The following is a 20,839-nucleotide window of genomic DNA, read 5'->3' on the forward strand; positions in this document are numbered from 1 at the left end:
CCCTGCACTTCGCAGAGCGAAGGCGAGGGTCTGACCCCATCCTTCGCCGAAACCCCATCCTTCGCCAGGACCAGCGCCCAGCTCGAAACCCCACCCTTCACTCCTCTCCCCCTAACAAGTAAACTGTCTTCGCTGCTTGAGCCCGGGTGGCGGTTTGTTTTGGACGGAATTCTCCCTGGTTTGTTCCTGTCATGAGTCGGAGCTGGTAGATGGCGTTGACTTCTTTTTTGAAGTGGATGTGCCGGTGGTCTTTGTAGGGGGCTGTGATGAAGGTTTGGTAGTAAGTGTTGTGGAGAATGTTGTAGGTTCTGAAGAGCATGACGGCCATTTGTTCGCGGGTGATGTTACGGTTTGGGGCAAAGCGTTTTGGGGTGATGCCTTTTATGATGCCGGCTTCGTAGGCTGCGCTGATTTCATTTTGGAGAGGACCGCTTACGTCATCGAAATAATTGGCGTTTACGGGGGTAAGTTGGAGTATTCTTACAAGCATGGCGGTAAATTGTGCCCGGGTAACTTGATCCTCGGGTGAGAATTTGCCATTTATTTTACCGTTAATGATCTGCTTTTCATTTAAACTTTCGATGTAAGTTTGCGCCCAGTGACCGTCTATATCAGGGAATGCCGGTAAGTTTTCGGAGAGTTCTACGCTGTTTCCTTTCGCTGGAGATGGTATCAAAGTAATCAAAAGCACACAAAAAATAATCCTTAACTTCAAAAAGGATACCTCCTTCAATTGAGTATTTTCTTCATTTAAAAGATCGTAAAACGTTAGGGGATTGGCTACCTGTTTAGAGGAAAAAGGGGATATTTTCATCATAGCACATCCCCACATTTTTACAATAAAAAACCGGGAGCGTAGGATACTGCTCCCGGTACAATTATCTTTTTTTAAGACGCTCCATCTTTTCTCTAAGCGCTTCACGTTTTGACTGGGTCAGCTCCTGTTCAGGTTTGCTGATGAAGTCACCATCTGGAGTTTCTTTCACTTTGATGAGCAATCCCTCTGAAATGGGGTGATTGAACTTTTCTTCCGGAATATACTCCTCGATGGATTCGTCCTCTCGCAAAAGCAGTCTTACAAGTCCCTGTTCGATGGATTCGACCGTATACATTCCGTTCTTCATGTCAATCCTCCTTAGTTCAGCTGGTGCACGATATTGCCTTCAGGATCGATCAGCTGTGCCGCGTCACCATTATTGTTCCAAATGTAAGATCTGGTCCATAGTAAACGACCTGCACCCGCTGAAGCATTATTTCCTGAAACAATTTGTACGCTCTGACCAGCTTTTAGAATAAATGTGTCAGGGAATGTAAAGGTCTGGTTCCCTTCCACGCTGACTAGGGTCCAGTTTTTCATACTGACGTCTGTTGTTCCTTCATTTTTAACCGTAACCACTTCTGTGTCAAGGTTCTTGCCGGTAATTTTAAGCTGGTCAGACAGCTGCCCATCGTCTCCCGGCTCAGGCGTGGGCTCCGGAGTCGGTTCCGGTGCATTAAACGATTCTCCCTTTTCAACAGTCAGCTGATCGCCGTCACTTGTGAAAATGATTGTGCCATCTTCAGTTGCGTAAATGTCAGTCGGGTAAAGCGCCAGTCTGTTCACGACTTCCTCATGCGGATGTCCATAAGGATTGTTGCCAAATGATAGCACTGCATATAGTGGATCGACTGCAGCAAGGAAGTCAACGGATGTGCCTGTGTTTGAGCCATGATGAGAAACCTTTAGTACTTCAGATTCCAGCTCTGTTCCGCTTGAGATTAACATTTCTTCCACTTCAATGCCTGCATCGCCCGTCAGCATGAAGTCCATTTCCCCGTGGCTCAGCCTTAAAACAATTGAGCCGTCATTCATATCCGACGCCTCCGCATCAACCGCGATTGTTCTGAGGTCCGTGCGCTCATCATCTGAAAGCTCGTCCCCTACAATTACGTCACTGTAAAAAACGCCTGTTTCTTCAATTGCGTCAAGGTAATTTTCAAAAGCCTGCGTTGTATGAACCTGGCCGCTGTCGAAAACCTCTTTTACATCATAATTGCGAATCACATCAGCCGCGCCGCCAATGTGGTCAGCGTCGGGGTGCATGATGATTAATGTATCAATATGAGTGACACCTTCCGCTTGCAGAGCTTCATCTGTCACAGAGCCATATCTGCCTGCATCTACAAGCGTAATTTCACCATTCGTATGCTCAATTAAAATCGCATCTCCCTGGCCAACGTTCAGGAATGTTACTTCCATTTCACCAAGATCACCAGTCTGCCCGGAACCATCAGTGTCACGGAACGATTCATTTAACAATCTCGCCATAAACAATGCAAAATGCTGACGTTGAAGCTTATTTTCAGGCTTAAAGCTGCCGTCCTGATAGCCCGTCGTCACACCGGCACCAGCGATTTTACTGATATGTTCATTTGCCCAGTGTCCAGCCGCCACATCACTGAAGCGGTATGTATCCTCAAGCGCAAGATCATAGCCCTCAGCTAAAATTTTTGCCATCTGTGCACGCGTCAGCGTACCAAACGGATCAAAATAACGTGAGCCATCCTGAGCCGTTTTCCCGCCGATGAAACCGAGTTCAACAGCTTTTGCTGCCTCTTTGTAGCCATAATCCCCAGGCTCAAGATCGGTAAAACCCGGATCCTGAATATTGTCAGCGTCAATATCCGTAATCCCCTTCTCACGCAAAATCATCTGAACAGCCTGCAAGCGGTTCAGCGACTTCCCAGGACGAAAAGTCCCATCATCATATCCCTTAATAATTCCTTCACCAGTCAAAAAATCAATCTCATCCTCATACATTTTGACATCCTGGAAAGCAGCATCCGCAGCAAACGGCGTACTCAAAAACAAACCAGCAGCCAGAAAAGACACAGCAAACTTCTTCATGTAATAACCTCCTAGTATAGTAGTATGTGGTTGTGAAGGCGGGGTCTAGCGAAGGCGGGGGTCAGACCCTCGCCTTCGGTGGAGCCCGTGACTGAAGGCCGGGGTCTGACCCCCGCCTTCGCTTATGTACAAAACCTCTCCAAAAGAAAAAGCTATTTGATCGCATATGCAAACAAATAACTGTTGTTTAAGTATATTACAATTTTCCTATATTTGAAAGTAGAAAGCGAAGGGCGGGGTCTGACCCCGGCCTTCGCTCTATCTTGAAACTAAATGAACTTTCTCATATTCTCTGACTTCTTTAAGCCATTCTTCCCTCACCGGCACACCCATTTGTTCACAGTAGTAATCCCATACCGCTCCAAATGGATAAGTTTTCATTTCTTCCATGAGGGCAAGCCGTTCTGTGAAATTTCCTTTTTCCTGAAGCTCTCTCAGATAATCATTTGGAGATAGGAGTGCATAGAGTAATGCTTTGATCATGTTTCTTGTACCGATTGTCCATGCTGCTACCCGGTTAATACTTGCATCGAAAAAGTCCAGACCGATTCGCACTTTTTCGATTGCATCGTTACGGACGATTTCAAGTGCGATTTCTTTTAATTCATCATCAAGTATAACGACATGGTCACTGTCCCAGCGAACCGGACGTGATACATGAAGAGCCATTTGATCAGAAAATAGCAGCATTGATGATATTTTATTGGAAACTGTTTCTGTTGGGTGATAGTGTCCTGTATCTAACAGACAAATCTTTCGGTTTTGCAGTGCATAGTTCAGATAAAATTCATGAGAGCCAACAACATAGGATTCTGACCCTATTCCGAATACTTTACTCTCTACTGCATCAAGATGATACTGGCTATCTATTTCTTCCTCAAAAATTTCATCAAGTGAATCTTTTAATCTTTTCCTTGGAGTCAATCTATCACTTGGGATATCTTTATATCCATCAGGAATCCATACATTCATAAGGCTTGGGGTCCCAAGCTCCCTTCCGAAATATTCACTGATTTTTCTGGATGATTGACACAGCTCAATCCAATACTTTCTAATCTCAGGATCTGGATGTGAGAGTGTCAGACCATCTTCAGCAAAAGGATGAGAAAATAGAGTTGGGTTAAAATCCAGTCCCAGCTGATTTAACCTTGCCCACTTGACCCAATTACTGAAGTGCTCCGGTTTCAAGTCCTTCCTGTCAATCGCTTCCCCATCAGTTTCTGCATAAATAGAATGGAGATTAACACGATGTTTTCCCGGAATGAGTGACAGTGCTTTTTCAAGGTCCTGTCTAAGTTCTTCAGGGGTGGTGGCTTTTCCGGGATAGTTACCTGTCACATCGATACCCCCGGAAAGTTCGCTCTTATTGACTTCAAAACCTGTCACGTCATCTCCCTGCCAGCAATGGATTGAAATCGGAATTTGTTTTAACACTTCAAGTGCTTCATCAGTGTTAATACCCCATTTACTATATAGTTCTCTTGCAGCTTCGTACTGTTTGGATACAGACATGCAATCAGTCCTTTAGTTTAGTTTTTAGAAATTGATATAAATTGATCAATATATAGTTCTTCGTTCATTTCTTTAGGATAGAAAGTCTTTGCTGGATAGGAGCGTTTTATCATATTACGGCCTTCATTAAGATCAGCAATTTTGCCGGAAGCAATTAATTGAACGACTAAATTGCCAAGCGCCGTTGCTTCAGAAGGTCCTGCATATACTGTCAGTCTGCTCAGGTCTGCAGTCATTTGATTAAGGAGGTCGTTATGAGATCCGCCACCGACAATATGCAAACGATTCAGCTTTTTATCCGTCATTCTTTCAAGGTTTCTTATTCCAATTGCATAGGAGGCTGCAAGGCTATTAAATACACACCTAGCAATTTCACCCGTGCTGACCGGGATCGCTTGACCGGTTTCTCTGCAGTATTCCTGCAATTCACTGATCATGTTGTCAGGATTTAAGAATCGATCGTCATTAATATTGACAAATTGCTGGTACGGTTCTACCGATTCTGCTGCAGCGACAAACTGATGAAAGTTATAATCTTCAGGCAGATGCCGTCTAACTTCCTGCATCACCCACATGCCCATAATATTTTTTAGAAATCGGTACGTGCCAAACACGCCCCATTCATTTGTGTAATTTTGCAGATAAGCTTCTTCTGTGATAATCGGCTGTTTTACTTCTACGCCAAGTAATGACCATGTACCACTGCTGATATAACACCAGTCATCCCCTTCTCCAGGCGTTCCGGCAATAGCAGATGCTGTATCGTGAGAACCAACATTATAAAATTTACAGTCAGGAAGATCATAATCAGGAAAGTATTCCTTTTTAAGCTCGCCGAGTTCAGTACCTGGCTGCACCAAATCAGCAAATTGCTCCTGGCGTGCGCCTGTTAAGTTTAAAAGATCCTCATCAACGCCACCATGATTCACATTTAACATTTGCATGGTGGAAGCATTGGTCACCTCGGTTACTGCTCTTCCAGTCAGCCTGTAACCAAGATAATCCGGGACAAGCATAACAGAAGCAGTCTGATCCAGTAGTGTTTTACTTTCTTCAAAAAGTTGTAGTAAAGTGTTGATTTTCATAAATTGAATACCTGTTTTTTGATAAATCGTTTTCAATGAGTACTGTGCTGATATTTTATCCAAAGTATTCGCTGTACGCTTATCTCTGTATGAGGCCACTTCTCTGAGCCTCTGTCCATTCTGATCTAGAAGTGCATAATCTACTGCCCACGTATCAATACCGGCAGTGATTTTCTGAAATCCTTGTAATTTAATTGTTTCAAGTCCTTTTAAGATCTCTGTCAGCAGATGATCAACATCCCAGCATTCGAGACCTTCTTTTTGCGAAAAGCCGTTTGCAAAGCGGTGTACTTCTTCCATTTCAAGTAAGCCTTCTTTTATGTGACTCAGAATAAGCCTCCCACTTGAAGCACCAATATCAATTGCGACATGAGTCATTTTGTCACCTCCACAAATCAGCGAGTGAATCCTGCAGGTACTCCACCATCCACAGTGAGCATACAGCCCGTTGTTTTTTCAGATTTTGATGAGGCAAAGTAAGTGATCGCATCTGCGATATCTGATGGATAAATATTTACGAGTAAAGTAGTTCTTTTACGATAATGCTCTTCAAGTTCATCCGGTTCAATTCCGTATGCAGCTGCTCTTTCAGTTCTCCAATTAGATCCCCAAATCGCTGAACCCTGAAGCACGGCATCCGGCAATACTGAATTAACACGAATACCATATTCCCCTCCCTCGGCAGCAATACATCGTGCCAAGTGAGTTTCAAGGGCTTTTACAGAACTGTAGGCAGATGCATTTTTACCTGCATATACAGAGTTTTTAGAACCGACAAAAACCATATTCCCACCAATCCCCTGTTCCTTCATTTGTTTAAATGCTTCTCTGGCAACAAGAAAATATCCCGTTCCGAGGACATTCATATTCAAATTCCACTCTTTTAGTGTTGTCTTATCAAATGGACTAGAAGTAGCAAGACCGGCATTATTTACCACGGAGTCAACACCTCCAAAAGCCAGTGCAGCTTCTCGAAATGCAGCAGTTACCTGCTCTTCGTCTGTGACATCCATCTTAACTGCTAATGCACGCTTTTCGTTATGTGTGTGATTGATTTCACTGGCTACTTTTTCCGCCCCTTCAAGGTTAAGATCTGCCAAAACAACGTGTGCACCTTCAGCAGCAAATTGTTTTGCCGTTTGACTTCCAATACCTCCCGCTCCTCCAGTAATGAAAACAACTTTTCTTGAGAACTCAGCTTCCGGTGGAGATAATGATAGCTTATATAACTCAAGCGGCCAGTATTCAACATGATACGATTCTTCAGCTGTTAACGAAACAAAGTTCCCAAGCGCTTCAGATCCTTTCATAACAGCAATTGCACGATGATACAGTGCTTCACTGACTTTCGCCATTTTGATATTTTTACCCGTGTTAACCATACCGATGCCTGGAATCAAAATGACTCTCGGAGACGCTTCAACCATTACATCTCCATCTTTTTTGTATGTTTCAAAGTATGTTTGGTAATCTTTTTTATAATCTTCAATCGCATGTCTAAGCTTCTGAGACAGATCTGTAACCTGTTCATTTGATGGATCAAAATCTACAAACAGAGGTTTCATTTTCGTATGCACCAGATGATCCGGACAGGCAGCACCAATCTGTGATAATTCAGCTGCATGGTGACTGTTAACAAACTCCATTACATGTTCAGAATCATCATATGTTAACAGCATTCTTTTATCATCAGTGACGGCACCTCTGATAATTGGCATCACAGCAGAGAGAACGTTCTTTTTTTCTTCATCTTCTAATGTTTTTGTTTTCTGACCGCCAAAAGGAGAACTGCCTTCAGATCTTTTTTGGATATAGCTTTCAGCTTCATTAATCACTTCAATTGTTTTGTAATAAGATTCCTCGGACGTATCTCCCCATGTAACAAGACCGTGCTTTTCCATTAATACAAGCTCGACATTAGGATTTTGTTCTACTGCTTCTGCAATCATTTTTGAAAGCGTAAAGCCGGGACGTACGTAAGGAACCCATACAAAACGTTCTCCGAAAATATCCTCTGCTACTTCACGTCCGTTGTCTGCACAACATACACTGATGATTGCGTCCGGGTGAGTATGATCTACATGTTTATATGGTAAAAATGCATGCAATAAGGTTTCAATCGACATCCTTGGGTGTTTTGAATCGATCATACAGTGCGTTAGGTATTCCACCATTTCTTCGTCGGACATCTCATCCCGCTCCTTCAATGGCAAAATGTCTTTGAGGTTAAGACCAGTAAAGTTTTCTTTTTTCATAGTGGCAAGATCTGAGCCGCTCCCTTTAACCCACATCACTTCAAGATCACGCCCCATAAAGTCCTTTTCTGTCGTCTTCATTGAAGTATTACCGCCACCCCAATTACATACAGAGCGGTCTGAGCCGATCAGATTTGAGCGGTACACTAATTCCTCCAAACCTTTTTGTCCAGGTGCTTCCTGACTGTTCCATAAATTTCTCACCATATTGATCTCTCCTTTTATCATCCAATCTCTCATTTTACATTCCTTGATAAATCTTTCATGCTGGTCATAATAGATGCAAACTCCACTCCAAGCAGATCATGCAGCTTTTGATAGTGCTGATAGATTTGCTTGTAAATACTCACATTTGCAGGATTTGGCTCATATATATCAATATCTCCAGCTGCCATATGAGAGACTGCTTCATCTATTGAATCCCATCCCCCATGTTCTTTGCCTGCCGCCGCAGCCCCGTATATTGCAGCTCCTGAGGCTACAAGCTGATCTCCTTTTGGCACAATGATTTTCATATCCAGAATATCAGCGTAGATTTGCATCATCATTTGATTTTTCTGGGTGATTCCTCCACATGCAAAGATTCTTTGAACCGGCAGACCGTACTCTTTGTATGTTTCAGTTATTTTTTTCACACCAAAAGCTGTGGATTCGATGAGCGCTCTATATATTTCTTCAACTTTTGTCTGCAGCTGAAGCCCTGTAATGCATCCTGTGAGGTCCATATTTCCAATCATTGAGCGGTTACCATTCCACCAATCCAGCGCCACAAGCCCACTTTGACCAGGTTTAAGTAAAACAGCTTTTTCTTCAAGCAGCTGATGGATACTAATATTTCTATTTTCAGCATCCACCTTTATATATTCAGGACAAAGGTTTGTGATTAACCATTCAAAAGCATCACCAACAGCTGCCTGACCAGTTTCATAGTTAACGGTTCCCGGAATGATTCCTTCATCAACAACTCCACAAATGCCCGGCACTTGACGCATATCTGCTGCCACAAGCATATGACAGGTCGATGTACCAATTGTCATGACAAAGTCACCTTCCTGAACTGCCCCAACAGCAGAGACACCCGCATGAGCATCTATCATATTCACTGCTACCGGAATACCTTCTTTTAATCCCATTGCTGCAGCCATCTCAGCTGTCAGATAACCCGCTTTATCTCCTGGCTTTCTGATTTCACCTCTTAACTTATTATCAAAAATACCTCTCAGTCGGGAGTCTGCTTTCTCTAGAAATTCATCATCAGGATATCCCATGTCTTTACTCCAAAATGATTTATAGCCCGTTGTATTCGCACTTCTGATCAGGTTCCCGGTTAATTTCCTGACAATCCAGTCCCCGGCTTCCATAAAAACGTCTGTAGATTCGTATAAGTCAGGTGCTTCATTTAACACCTGATACACCTTTGGCAGCATCCATTCTGAAGAAATTGACTGACCGTAACGACTTATAAAGTCTGCATTTTCCCTGATCGCTACCTCAGTCAATTGAGCAGCTTCTTTAAAAGCACCATGATGCTTCCATAGTTTCACCCAGCTGTGCGGGTTAGATTTCCACATCGGGTTCTCACAGAGCGGTTCATTGTTCTGATCAACTGCGATCACTGTGCAGGAAGTAAAATCAATACCAATTGCGATCACATCTTCAACGGAAACCTGTCCCTTACTGATCGCATCCGGGACAGCCTGTTTTAATACTTCCAGATAATCTCCCGGGTACTGGAGTGCCCAGTTTTTCGGAAGTTTAGTTCCGTCCGGCATGACTTCATCGAGTACACCGTGTTTGTATGTAACTGTACTGGTGCTTATCACCCGACCATTTTGAATATCAACCAGTACTGCTCTGCCTGATGCAGTGCCAAAATCAATGCCCAGTGCATAACCGGCCATCATGAAACACCCTTTCTTTATCAATGTTATGTAATAAAACAGGCTGTCCTGGAGATAGATCTTTTTCTCCAGTCAGCCTGATGATACGTATTAATTAAAAATCAAAGTCTCCTGCATTTTCACTTGTGAAATCAGATGGAGGTCCCATGATAACCGTTTTCCCATCTTCCCATAGCTCGATTTCTCCAACGCCTTCAACGTTCTGTCCATTCTCAGGTTTTTTACCTTCTGCAAGATCTTTCGCAAGCGACACAGTCAGATAGCCCAGCTTATCCGGCTCCCAAAGAATTGCCATATCCAGTGATCCATCATCAAGAAATGGTGCTGAATCCGTTGGTAGTGCTGTTCCGACAACCGCTACTTCATCCTGAAGCCCTTTTTCCTGAATCGCCTGTGCTACACCAAGTGGAGCAGGTGTTGAGAATGCCATAATCCCTTTCAGATCAGGATACGATTTTAAAATATCCAGGGTTTTCTGATAAGCAACCTGTTGTTTTTCGTCAGTGGCAATTTTATCTGTTACGAGTGTAATACCTGGATAGTTCTCTTCAAGCTCACTCTTAGCTGCATCAATCCAAGCATTCAGGTTAGCTGCTGAAAGTCCTCCTGTGAAAATCGCAATCTCACCTTCTTCAGCACCCATTTCTTCTACTAAAGTCTGTGCAATATGACGTCCATACTGCTCGTCATCAATCTGGTGGACAGAAAGTTCTACAAGTGATTGATCTGCCGGCGTATCCCAGTCAATTACCTGAACGCCTTCATCACGCGCTTTTTGAAGAACGGGTGATAGTGATTCAGCATCATTTGGTGCGACTGCTAGTACATCAATGTCCTGACTGAGCAGATCCTCAATTACCTTTACCTGCTGAGCAGCATCTGCTTCTGTCGGCCCAGTGTAAATAACTTCAACGCCAAGATCTTCCCCTGCCTGAATCGCTCCTTTTTCTGAAGCATTAAAGTAAGGAATTCCAATCAACTTAGGTACAACTGCGATTTTAATACTGTCATCACTGCTTCCACCCGACGCTTCAGCTCCTTCTGTTTTTGTACCTGAGCCTTCTTCAGACACACACCCTGCGAATAAAGCACTTGCTAGTAATGCTGATGCAAAAAGTCCTGTTTTCTTTTTCATTTTATGACACTCCCTTTGTTAAAATTATTTAAATCCGGTTGTACCGAATTGAAATTATTGTGCTGCAACTAGATCCTTCTCTTTCTTTTCATCCCATTTAACCTTAAGGAAATTAATAACTAAGACAGTAATTAAAATGACACCCATCATGATTGTCACAGTTGATCTTGGGAATCCCATCAAATTCATGCCGCTTGATAACATTTGGAAGATGATCACTGCAAATACAGTTCCCATTACTTTCCCGTAACCACCCTGAATTTCTGTTCCGCCAAGCACAGCTGCTGCAACACTCTGTAGAAGATAAGACGAGCCCAGGTCAACTTTTGCTGTATTATAGCGTGATGTCATTATGATCGAAGCTACAACTGCTAACAGCGCTGAGTACAAATAAACATTTAATAAAACTTTACTTGTATTAATTCCTGAAAACAGTGATGCAATTGGATTGCTGCCTACCATGTAGACCGATCTTCCCCATTTTGATTTATTCAATAAAATGGCTGTGATAACCGCAAATATGATAAAGATAAGCGTTGATAAAGGAATGATGCCCATGTAATAACCGTTGCCGATTAATGAATAGCCTGAACTGAATCCCGAAATTGAACTGCCTTTTGTGATGCTAAGGATCACGCCTTCAAACAGAACCATCGTGCCCAATGTCACCAGAATTGGTGATACACCGATTTTTGAAATAATCGTTCCATTTAAAAGCCCGCATAACAGTCCTACTGCAAGACCCGCGAGAATGGCCGGAACAAGACCATAACCTGCTGTAAACATCAGTGCGATAATGACACCCGCCAACGCTGCAATATAAGTAATTGAAAGATCAATACCACCTGTCACAATGACAACCATCATAGCCAGAGCTAAAAGACCAAATTCAGGAATCTGAAACATCATATTTGTTAAGTTACTTGATGAGATGAATCCCGGGACAAAAAAGCTCATAGCAAGGAACAATAATACTGCGATCAATCCCAAAATCATCTCTTTCGTAAATGTGAACCCTTTCATTTTTTCACTCCTTTCAAGCCTCTACTTCGATTTTCGAAAGCTTGGCCTGTGAACGTCTATATTGAATCTGGTCATAGGAGACAGCGACCAAAATGATCAAACCTGTAAAAACTTTCTGCCAGAAAGTATCAATTCTTGCCAGAATTAATCCGTTTTGTACAATGCCCAGTAACAGCACACCAAGTACTGTTCCAAATATCGTTCCTCTACCACCCATGATGTTCGCACCGCCAAGTACGACTGCTGCGATAACCATCAGTTCGAGACCAAGCATACCGTTTGGATCGACCGCTCTTGTATAAGCAGTCTGTGCAATCGCTGCAATTCCTGCCAGGAAGCCCATATAGGCAAAAACGAAGATTTGTACTTTCCCATAGTTAATTCCAACTCTGACAGCTGATTCCTGATTCCCTCCAATTGCCAATACTTCCCGACCAATCAACGTGTATTTGAGGATATACCATGTAATGAAAGCCACTGCGATAAAGAGCATGGTAACCACTGATACACCTGCTATTTCGAAAGAAGAAAATGTCATAAATACCTGTGGAAAGCTTGTGCTGTTCATGTACTGACCGTTTGTAAAGTAAAGGACAAGCCCATTAATAATGCTAAGCATTCCCAATGTAACAACAATTGCAGGAATCTTAATTTTGGCTACCAGGACCCCATTCAGGCTTCCGAGCGCAATTCCGATGATTGGACCTACTAGAAAAAGGACCAATACAGATAAAATACTATCCGGTAATATCACCATTAAGTGCCCAAGCAGTACGCATACTGCACCTGTTATCGCTGCTACCGATACATCAATTCCGCCTGTTATAATGATCAGCGTCATTCCAACTGCCAAAATACCAAGTACCGCATTCCCTTTGACAATATCGAGAAGGTTATCTGATGAAAGAAATACCGGATTCATGATCGTGATCATCACACTGAGTAAAAGGATAATCACCACAATACTGATTTCTTTTGATTTTAAAACTCCACTCATGCATGGACCTCCTTTCTTTCCGGTTCAGTATTTTTTTCACCAAACAGCGCGTAATTAAGGATGTTCTCCTGAGTTGCTTCTTCAATATTCATTTCTCCCGCGACTCTGCCGTGACGCATAATCAAAATCCGGTCACTAACTGCCAATACTTCAGGAAGCTCTGAAGAAATGACGATGACACCCATTCCTTCTTGTGCCAAATTTCTCAGCAGTTTATGAATCTCTGATTTCGCCCCGATATCAATACCATTTGTAGGCTCATCAATGATTAAAAGTTCAGGGTCTGTTGCGAGCCACTTGCCGATGACAACCTTTTGCTGGTTGCCTCCTGACAGGTCACCTGCTGCTCTTTCCGGTAACGCCGGCCTCACATCAAGTGATTTCACATATTGATCAGCCAGTTTTCTTTCTGCTTTTCTATTAATTAATTTCATTTTCGATAACATATTTTTTAAGGATGAAAGAGATATATTGTTAATAATCGACTGGTTTAATACAAGTCCCTGCGTTTTTCTGCTTTCAGGAATGTAAGCAATACCATGATTTACTGCATGTTCCGGAGATTTCACAGTCAATTTTTTACCATTCAGTTCCATCTGACCTTCATCCGGCCTATGTACGCCGAAGATTGCCTGAGCAAGCTCAGTCCGTCCTGATCCAACCAGTCCAGTAATCCCTAATACTTCACCCTTTTTAAGTTCGAACGATATATCTTTAAAATTGCCCTGTTTGCTCAAACCCTCAACTTTAAAAATGGTTTTACCGGCAATGACTTTATCCTGGTTTTTTTCGTAAAGTACCTGTCTGCCGACCATCAAGTTAATCAGTTTATCCTCATTAAGGTCTTCCTTGTCATAAGTACCAATGAACTTGCCGTCTCTTAGTACTGTAAATCGATCTGACACCTTGAATAGTTCTTTTAATTTATGACTGACGAAAATAATCGATATCCCTCTGGATTTTAACTTTTCTATAACGGAGTACAGTTTTTCTACCTCTCCTGCTGATAGAGAGGAGGTCGGCTCATCCATCACAATCAGTCTGGCATCAAATGCAAGAGCTCGGGCAATCTCGATCATTTGTTGTTGAGCAATACTCAGCTTTTCAACAGCTATATGAAGATCCACCTCAAAATCAAGCTCTTTTAACGCCTCACTTGCTACCTGATCCATCTTCCGCCAATTGATTTTTGTCCATGGCTTTCGACCACTGTCCTGACCGAAGTAAATGTTTTCAGCTACTGTCAGGTTCGGAAACAAACTAAGATCCTGATAAATAATTGAAATGCCTTTTTGAGTAGCATCGATCGGCTTTACAATACTTGCTTCTTCTCCCTCAAAATAAAATTCAGCTCCGGGATCAGGCTTATAGATGCCGGCAAGGATTTTAATTAATGTTGATTTACCAGCCCCATTCTCGCCAATTAAAGCGTGGACTTCACCTTTTTCTACTGTCAGGCTGACATCATCTAATGCCTTTACACCAGGGAATGTCTTGCTGATATGGTTCATTCTTAGTCTTTCAGATGTCATCTAATCACCCTTTCCAATAAACGAATGTTGAAATTGTGCAACTTCTGCTTCTGTCGGAAGACCCGTTTGTGCACCTTTTTTTGTGACCTTTAATGCCGCAACAATCGATGCATACCTCGCAGCATCTATCAGCGTTTCCCCATCTGCGATTGCACATGCAAGTGCACCGGCAAAAGAGTCACCTGCTCCGACTGTATCTACCGCTTTCACACGGATAGGATGAATGAATGTTGTGTGACCGTCCTCATATACGACTGCCCCTCTGCTTCCAAGCTTGATAATACTGTTCTTGATTTGATGATACTGATGAAACCACTTAGCTGCTTCTACAGCTGATTTTTGATCAGTTACTTTAATTCCTGTAATTTCGTATGCTTCCTGTTCATTTGGTGTAATGAGGTCTGCGTATTGAAATACCTCATCAACTACCCCGTCTGACGGTGCAGGATCAAGCAGAACAAACATATTTTGTTTACGGGCCGATTTCATCGCTTCAATCACAGTCTCAGAAGCGATTTCCATCTGCACAAGACAAACCTTAGTGTTTGTTAGCGTTTTCATTTTTTCCTGTACTTCTTCCGGCTGCAGATCTTCGTTTGCACCCTTAATGACCAGCATTGTATTTTCAGCTTCAGAATCAAGTGTGACAATGACACAGCCTGTTGGATAAAGATTTGACTGTTTGACAGTTGTCACATCTACGCCAGTTTCTTTTAGAGAACCGAGCAGCTGTTCAGCAAACAGGTCTTTTCCGACAGCTCCAATCAGCTTCACGCTTTTTCCAAGCTTTGCACAGGCAGCTGCCTGGTTAGCACCTTTCCCACCTGATGAGAGAATGAGATCATTTCCAAAAGCAGTTTCTCCCTGCTTTGGATATCGGTCAGAAGTCGTTACAATATCCATATTGATACTTCCTACGACTACAATCTCTGTCATGCTGATCCCTCTTTCAAGCCATCAATGAAAACGGATAGCTGCTGCATTGCTTCTTCCCTGCTGATATTGCTTTTAAATAAACTACTTGTTCCACAGACGAGCATATCTGCCCCATTTTCTAAAACCCCTGGAATGGTGTCATAGCCAATGTTCCCATCTACCTGAATTTGAATTTGATAACCTTCCTTTTGGACCAGTTCTGCAATCTGTTTAATCTTTCTATACATCATTGGAATAAACTTTTGTCCTGCAAATCCCGGATTAACAGTCATAATTGTGATGTAATCTACTACGTCAAGCACATATTCAATCTGATCAATTGGTGTAGATGGATTAAGAGCGACACCTGCTTTTAAACCGCTCGATCTGATCAGTTGAAGTGTTTTTTGTAAGTGCGGATCAGCTTCAGCATGAATGGAGATCATGTCAGCCCCGGCGCTTTTAAATAATTCAATATACCTTCCAGGGTCTTGAACCATTAGATGAATATCGAACGGTTTATCAGTAAGTTTTCGTATTTGGTGAATCACATCTGGTCCAAGCGTAAAGTTCGGAACAAAATGCCCATCCATAATATCCAGGTGAAAATAGTCTACCCCTGCCTTATCCAGTGAGATGACCTCTTCTTTTAACCTGGACATATCTGCACACATAAGTGAAGGACCGATCGCTGTCATAGCTTTACCTCCTGTTGTCTTCTTTGTAGGTCTTATTGTAATGTAAGCGGTTTCTAAATTGGAGTAGACAACTTTCGTATGTAGGGGGATGGTTGTCGGAAAATAAAAAAAATAAAAAAACGGCTATAAATAAGCCGTTTTTCAGGAGCTTCTGTAGGCAGAAGGAAGTTTTCCAATATGCTGTTTAAACAGTCTGCTAAAATACTTTGTATCGGTGTAACCTGCCTCTTCTGCTACTTCATATATCTTTAGATCTGTTGTTTTTAATAATTCTTTTGCCAGCTGCATTCTCTCTTTTGTTATATAGTCTAGAACTGTAACACCTGTTTCACTTTTGAATAACTCACAAAAATAAGTAGGGTTCATATGAATATAAGCGGCAATCTGTTTAATTGTTATACTTTCTGCGAGATTTGACTGAATCCATTCTTTTGCGAGTATTATAGGATCCGTTTCCTGCTTAAAACGTTCTTTACGGTCTTTGGATAGCTGCGTAATCCACCTTTCCAACTCAGTCTTCAGTTCATCAAAAGAGAATACGTCATCAGACATACCAACCACTGCATCAATTCCTGAAATAGATGACACGCCTTCTTCAACCATAACTTCATTGATCAGACGAATAGACAAATATTGAACTGCTTCTTTTATCAATTGAGGTGATTTGGTTTTCTTCAACTCTTCAAGGTAGCGCTCAAGTGGTGACCTGACTTCTGTTATATCTATTTTAAAACCGCGAACGATCTCATCAGATAATTGATAAATACGATTTGATACACTTTGTCCCTCTTTCTCCATCATTTCCTTCCATACTTCAGGATAAATGATGTAATTCCCTTCATTGAACATTCTCAGCTGAAGAGCAGCTAGAAGCTCTTCTTTCTCAAAAGGGATGACAGATAAGTCACTGAAAGACAGACTGATAGCGGCTGATATTGTATATCCTTCAGTCTCACGAACTCTATGCTGCAGCTTTCTAAGAAAACTGATTACATGGTTTTTTTCCTCACTTTTTACAAGTAACCAGGTATAATAATCCTGATAGCGCCATATCCAATATGAATGCTCAGGCAGCTGTTCTTTAGCCCCATTTAAAATCCGCTCAAATAGTTTGTTCAAATGATCTTTAGGAAGCTTCAGATCCGGACTAATGCTGATCAGTTGATACACAGCCTCTTCAAACTCATCATTGATATTAGCACTCTCATCATATTCTTTAAGATAAAATAGATCTTTTAAAAGATTAAGACGCTTCTGATGAAGAGAATCCATTTGAAGACTTTTCCGATTTTTCTCTTCTGACCGAAGTATGATAATTTGCTCTTCAAGTTTTGTCAGCTGCTCTTTAAATGCAGCCCTGTCAATCGGCTTTAAAATATAATCAACTGCCCCTGATCGAATAGCATTTTGCACATAAGAAAATTCATCAAATCCTGATATAATTACCGGCATGAATTCTCTTTGATCTTCTTTCAATTTTGATACAAGTGTGAGTCCATTCATCACCGGCATTTGAACATCAGTAAAGAGCACATCAAATGATACCCCGTTATTTGTAATGTCATCATAAGCAGCCTGACCATCATCATATACTGATACAATTTCCCAGTTATCTGTATTCTTCAGAATCAGCCTTTCAATACCCCTTCTGATTCTTATTTCATCATCGACTACAATTGCTTTTATTGTCTTCATGAATCATCCAGCCCCTTCTCAGCTCATACAGATTACTCCACTTTCGGAAAACGGATTTCTATTTCTGTTCCTTTTCCTTTTGTACTATTAAAGATGAGAGAATACCCCTCCCCAAAAATCATAGCAAGTCGTGCATTTACATTCACAATGCCAAAACCTGAATCTCTTCCGGCAAGCGGATTGTCTTTTAGTTCTTCTTCAATTTTCAACTTCACCTCATCATCCATTCCCGGACCATTATCCCGTATGGTAAAAACTACTTCCCGCTTTTTCAACACTTCTTCTCTTACTTCTATATCAATTAATAGAGATTTACTTTTTTCGAGTCCATGTTTAATCGCGTTTTCCACGATTGGCTGCAAAATAAATTTCGGAACTAGATAGTCTTCAATGTGAGAGCTTTTTGTAATATTAAACGTTAGTCTGTCTATAAATCTGAAGTGCTGAAGTGTTAAGTAATCTTCAATATGCTGAAGTTCCTCCTGTAACTTGACCAGGGAACTTTTATTACTGAGTGAAAATCTCAGCATTCTTCCGAGCAGGGTAAGCATTGTAACAACTTCTTCTGTCTCTTCTTCTTCAACAGCCATGCTGATTGTTTCAAGGGTGTTATACATAAAATGAGGATTAATCTGTGACTGCAGTGCATAAAGCTCTGCGGTTTTTTGCTTCAGTTCTATATCGTATTTTTCGTTGATCAGTTCTCTCAGTTCAACCAGCATCTGTTGAAAGCTTGCAGATAATACAGCAAGCTCTTTTGTCTGATACTCTGGCACTTCTACATTTAGGTCTTTACGTTTTACACTGCCCATAATCTTCCCGAGCTCATTGATCGGTTTTGTAAATGAAATAGACGAAGCGATTGTAATCATAGTCGTGGCCACAGCAAATATAACAAAAATCAGGATCGTCACGTTTTTAATTCCCTCAGCTGATGCTGTTAAAGATCTCACAGGCAAATAATGGATCAGATCCATAGAGAATAACTCTGAACGGTCTATACTTACAAGATTTGAATCGCTTCCTTCAAAGGTTCTGAAGCTCCCATTTGTAATTGGGTAATCATTTATTTCAAGGTCTGTTTGACCGATCTGACTGTGATCAGAGTGATAGACAATCTGGCCTGACTCATTTACAATTTTTACGGTTGCGCCTTGCTCTTCCATTAACTGCCCAATGTACTTTTCAAAAAACAAACTATTGACTGCAATATAAATAACCCCTAAATCCCGTCTATTATCAAAATCCTTAATGCTTTTCATGATCAAGAAATATTGAGGGTCACCTTCAAAAGAGAGTGGTAATTGATCAGATAATAACAGCTGAGCATCTCCAATCTGGTTAGCCTGACTTCTATAAGGTAGGCTTCCATCCTGAAATCCAAAATTCTGAAAAGGGAGGTTGGTTTTTGAAAACACACGATTTTTTGAAACGATAAATGTTCCGAGTATATCCGGTTGGGACAGATAAGTCCGCTCGAGATAATTCTCAACTATATATTGATCCTGCCGCTGCTCTGACTGAAGTGTTGGACTGGATGAGCGAAGTACACTCATAACATCACCTGAATTGTAGATTAACTCAGGAAGATCAGTAAGCGTCTGTATTTCACTCTCAATATTATCGTTCACCTGACTAACAACCTGCGGAACATACTTTCCCACTTCAAGCTGAATAGACTGGCTATATTGATAATAAGCAAGTAATCCAAGGCCAGCCATAGGTAATATCGTTAAAATCGTATAAGTAATAATGAGCTTTTTAACGAGAGAGAGACTTCTGAAAGCCTCAATCAGCTTTTTAAAAATCATATTGATCCACGTTTTCCTTTGTAAAATCAATCGGCTGTCCCATAATAACAATCCGATCTTTAAATTCAATTCTGCCGATATCCGGAATGCTTTGACCATCAGATGGCATTTCGCCCCGGATTAATTGTTCAGCAAGTACAACTGTTAAGTAACCAAGCTTTTGAGGACTCCACAAAGTCATTGTATGTGCGATATCCTTTTTTAGGTATTCACGCATCAAATTTGGAGTCGACGTACCAACTACAGCAATTTCCCCTTCTTTACCATAATCAAGTAACGCTTCACTAATGGCCGGTGGATTAACGGTTGAGATGCCAATGATGCCTTCCACGTCGCGATAATCCTGTAAAATATCAACTGTTTTCTGATAGGCAGTCTGAAAATCTTCATTGGCATATTTAAATGTCCGCAGACTCATATTCGGGTAGAACTCCTCCTGATGAATCGTGAACCACTTGATCCACTCATTCAGGTTGGCAGCATCCTGAGAACCACTGATAATCGCATAGTCACCTTTTTCTTCCATCTGTTCAGCTAAAAGATCCATAATATGACGCCCCATCCACTCAGGGTCTACCATATTAACAAAAAAACTTCTATATTGCGGATCAGTATCTGAGTCCCATGTAATTACCTGAATCCCATTATTTATCGCCTCAAGCATCACCTGACCAAGACGGCCGGGGTCGTTTGCTGCAATCGCGATTGCATCGACATCCATCTCAATCATTTCTCTGAATATCTCAATCTGCTTTTCTGCACTTGCAACTGAGGGTCCTTCGTAAATCAAATTCACACCAAGTGCTTCAGCCGCTTCAATCGCACCTTTTTCCGCTGCATCAAAATATGGGATGCCTTCAAGCTTAGGAATCACTGCAATCGTATAATCATTATTCTGAGGCTGATTAACTGACTGCACTGTCGTTTCCTCCTGATAAATCACCTGATAAGAAGGACGGCTGCATGCAGTCACCAAACATAGGATCATTGCTACAAGTAAGATCACAAACCATTGACGCTGCATAACTTGCCTCCCTCTTAAAATGTTGTTATACAAACGGTTTGAGCCGTTTATGGGGTGTCAAAAAAATTTTTTTGACACGATGATTAACAGTAATTTAAAATGCTGTTTTGATTTTACAGACATGAGATACGCTTCGCGGCTACTACTGTTATGAAATGGTAGTAGTGGGGGTAAATATGCGATGCACAATGGATCTCCGCAATACTTATGATGACGTACCCTCCCATGTCTCCGGGCATCTGTGTGCCAACATTCCTTCGTTCGGTCTAATCATAAGGCGGAGGCCGGCTATGCTCCTTTAGGGACTCATAGTCGAATGGAATGAATGATGCCAGCTTCTCCGTGTCATCCTTTGTTAGGCTGAGTCAG

16 protein-coding genes are annotated in these 20,839 nt (G+C 41.7%); all 16 read right to left on the minus strand.

Going from position 1 to position 20,839, the window contains the following annotated elements; genetic code table 11:
• Positions 1-97 precede the first annotated feature (97 nt).
• Positions 98-817: an S-layer homology domain-containing protein gene (locus LG330_RS14680; protein ID WP_404405076.1), complete on the minus strand. Its 720-nt coding sequence runs from the start codon at positions 815-817 to the stop codon at positions 98-100.
• A 61-nt stretch (positions 818-878) separates the two neighbouring features.
• A complete protein-coding gene (locus tag LG330_RS14685; protein WP_404405078.1) occupies positions 879-1,124 on the minus strand; it encodes a hypothetical protein in 246 nt (81 codons plus the stop codon).
• Between the two features lie 11 nt (positions 1,125-1,135).
• Complete coding sequence (locus LG330_RS14690) at positions 1,136-2,887, minus strand: S-layer homology domain-containing protein (protein ID WP_404405080.1); 1,752 nt, start codon at positions 2,885-2,887, stop codon at positions 1,136-1,138.
• Positions 2,888-3,145: 258 nt separating this feature from the next.
• Positions 3,146-4,399: an L-rhamnose isomerase gene (gene rhaA / locus LG330_RS14695; protein WP_404405082.1), complete on the minus strand. Its 1,254-nt coding sequence runs from the start codon at positions 4,397-4,399 to the stop codon at positions 3,146-3,148.
• 17 nt (positions 4,400-4,416) lie between these two features.
• Entirely contained in the window at positions 4,417-5,862 is a 1,446-nt protein-coding gene (rhaB, locus tag LG330_RS14700) for a rhamnulokinase (protein WP_404405084.1), read from the minus strand.
• A 17-nt stretch (positions 5,863-5,879) separates the two neighbouring features.
• Positions 5,880-7,946, minus strand: a complete 2,067-nt coding sequence (locus LG330_RS14705; RefSeq protein ID WP_404405086.1) for a bifunctional aldolase/short-chain dehydrogenase — start codon at positions 7,944-7,946, stop codon at positions 5,880-5,882.
• Positions 7,947-7,975: 29 nt separating this feature from the next.
• Positions 7,976-9,640: a ribulokinase gene (locus LG330_RS14710; protein WP_404405088.1), complete on the minus strand. Its 1,665-nt coding sequence runs from the start codon at positions 9,638-9,640 to the stop codon at positions 7,976-7,978.
• A gap of 94 nt (positions 9,641-9,734) precedes the next feature.
• Complete coding sequence (locus LG330_RS14715; RefSeq protein ID WP_404405090.1) at positions 9,735-10,775, minus strand: autoinducer 2 ABC transporter substrate-binding protein; 1,041 nt, start codon at positions 10,773-10,775, stop codon at positions 9,735-9,737.
• Between the two features lie 54 nt (positions 10,776-10,829).
• A complete protein-coding gene (locus tag LG330_RS14720) occupies positions 10,830-11,798 on the minus strand; it encodes an ABC transporter permease (protein ID WP_404405092.1) in 969 nt (322 codons plus the stop codon).
• Positions 11,799-11,811: 13 nt separating this feature from the next.
• Positions 11,812-12,795, minus strand: coding sequence for an ABC transporter permease (locus LG330_RS14725; RefSeq protein WP_404405094.1), 984 nt, complete (start codon positions 12,793-12,795; stop codon positions 11,812-11,814).
• Positions 12,792-14,327, minus strand: a complete 1,536-nt coding sequence (locus LG330_RS14730) for a sugar ABC transporter ATP-binding protein (protein WP_404405096.1) — start codon at positions 14,325-14,327, stop codon at positions 12,792-12,794. Before LG330_RS14730 ends, LG330_RS14725 begins: the two co-directional genes overlap by 4 nt.
• The gene (rbsK, locus tag LG330_RS14735; protein ID WP_404405098.1) at positions 14,328-15,263 is read right to left on the minus strand and encodes a ribokinase; all 936 of its coding nucleotides are present in this window, start codon (positions 15,261-15,263) and stop codon (positions 14,328-14,330) included. It lies immediately after the preceding gene.
• Positions 15,260-15,940: a ribulose-phosphate 3-epimerase gene (gene rpe / locus LG330_RS14740; RefSeq protein ID WP_404405100.1), complete on the minus strand. Its 681-nt coding sequence runs from the start codon at positions 15,938-15,940 to the stop codon at positions 15,260-15,262. Before rpe ends, rbsK begins: the two co-directional genes overlap by 4 nt.
• 141 nt (positions 15,941-16,081) lie before the next feature.
• Positions 16,082-17,635, minus strand: a complete 1,554-nt coding sequence (locus LG330_RS14745; RefSeq protein ID WP_404405102.1) for a helix-turn-helix domain-containing protein — start codon at positions 17,633-17,635, stop codon at positions 16,082-16,084.
• Positions 17,636-17,667: 32 nt separating this feature from the next.
• Positions 17,668-19,446 carry a sensor histidine kinase gene (locus tag LG330_RS14750; RefSeq protein ID WP_404405104.1) on the minus strand — a complete coding sequence of 593 codons (1,779 nt, stop codon included), beginning with the start codon at positions 19,444-19,446 and terminating at the stop codon, positions 17,668-17,670.
• A complete protein-coding gene (locus LG330_RS14755; protein WP_404405106.1) occupies positions 19,436-20,470 on the minus strand; it encodes an autoinducer 2 ABC transporter substrate-binding protein in 1,035 nt (344 codons plus the stop codon). Before LG330_RS14755 ends, LG330_RS14750 begins: the two co-directional genes overlap by 11 nt.
• Positions 20,471-20,839: the final 369 nt, after the last annotated feature.

The sequence above is a fragment of the Jeotgalibacillus malaysiensis genome (genome assembly GCF_044789845.1).
GTDB classification, from domain to species: Bacteria; Bacillota; Bacilli; order Bacillales; family Jeotgalibacillaceae; genus Jeotgalibacillus; species Jeotgalibacillus malaysiensis_A.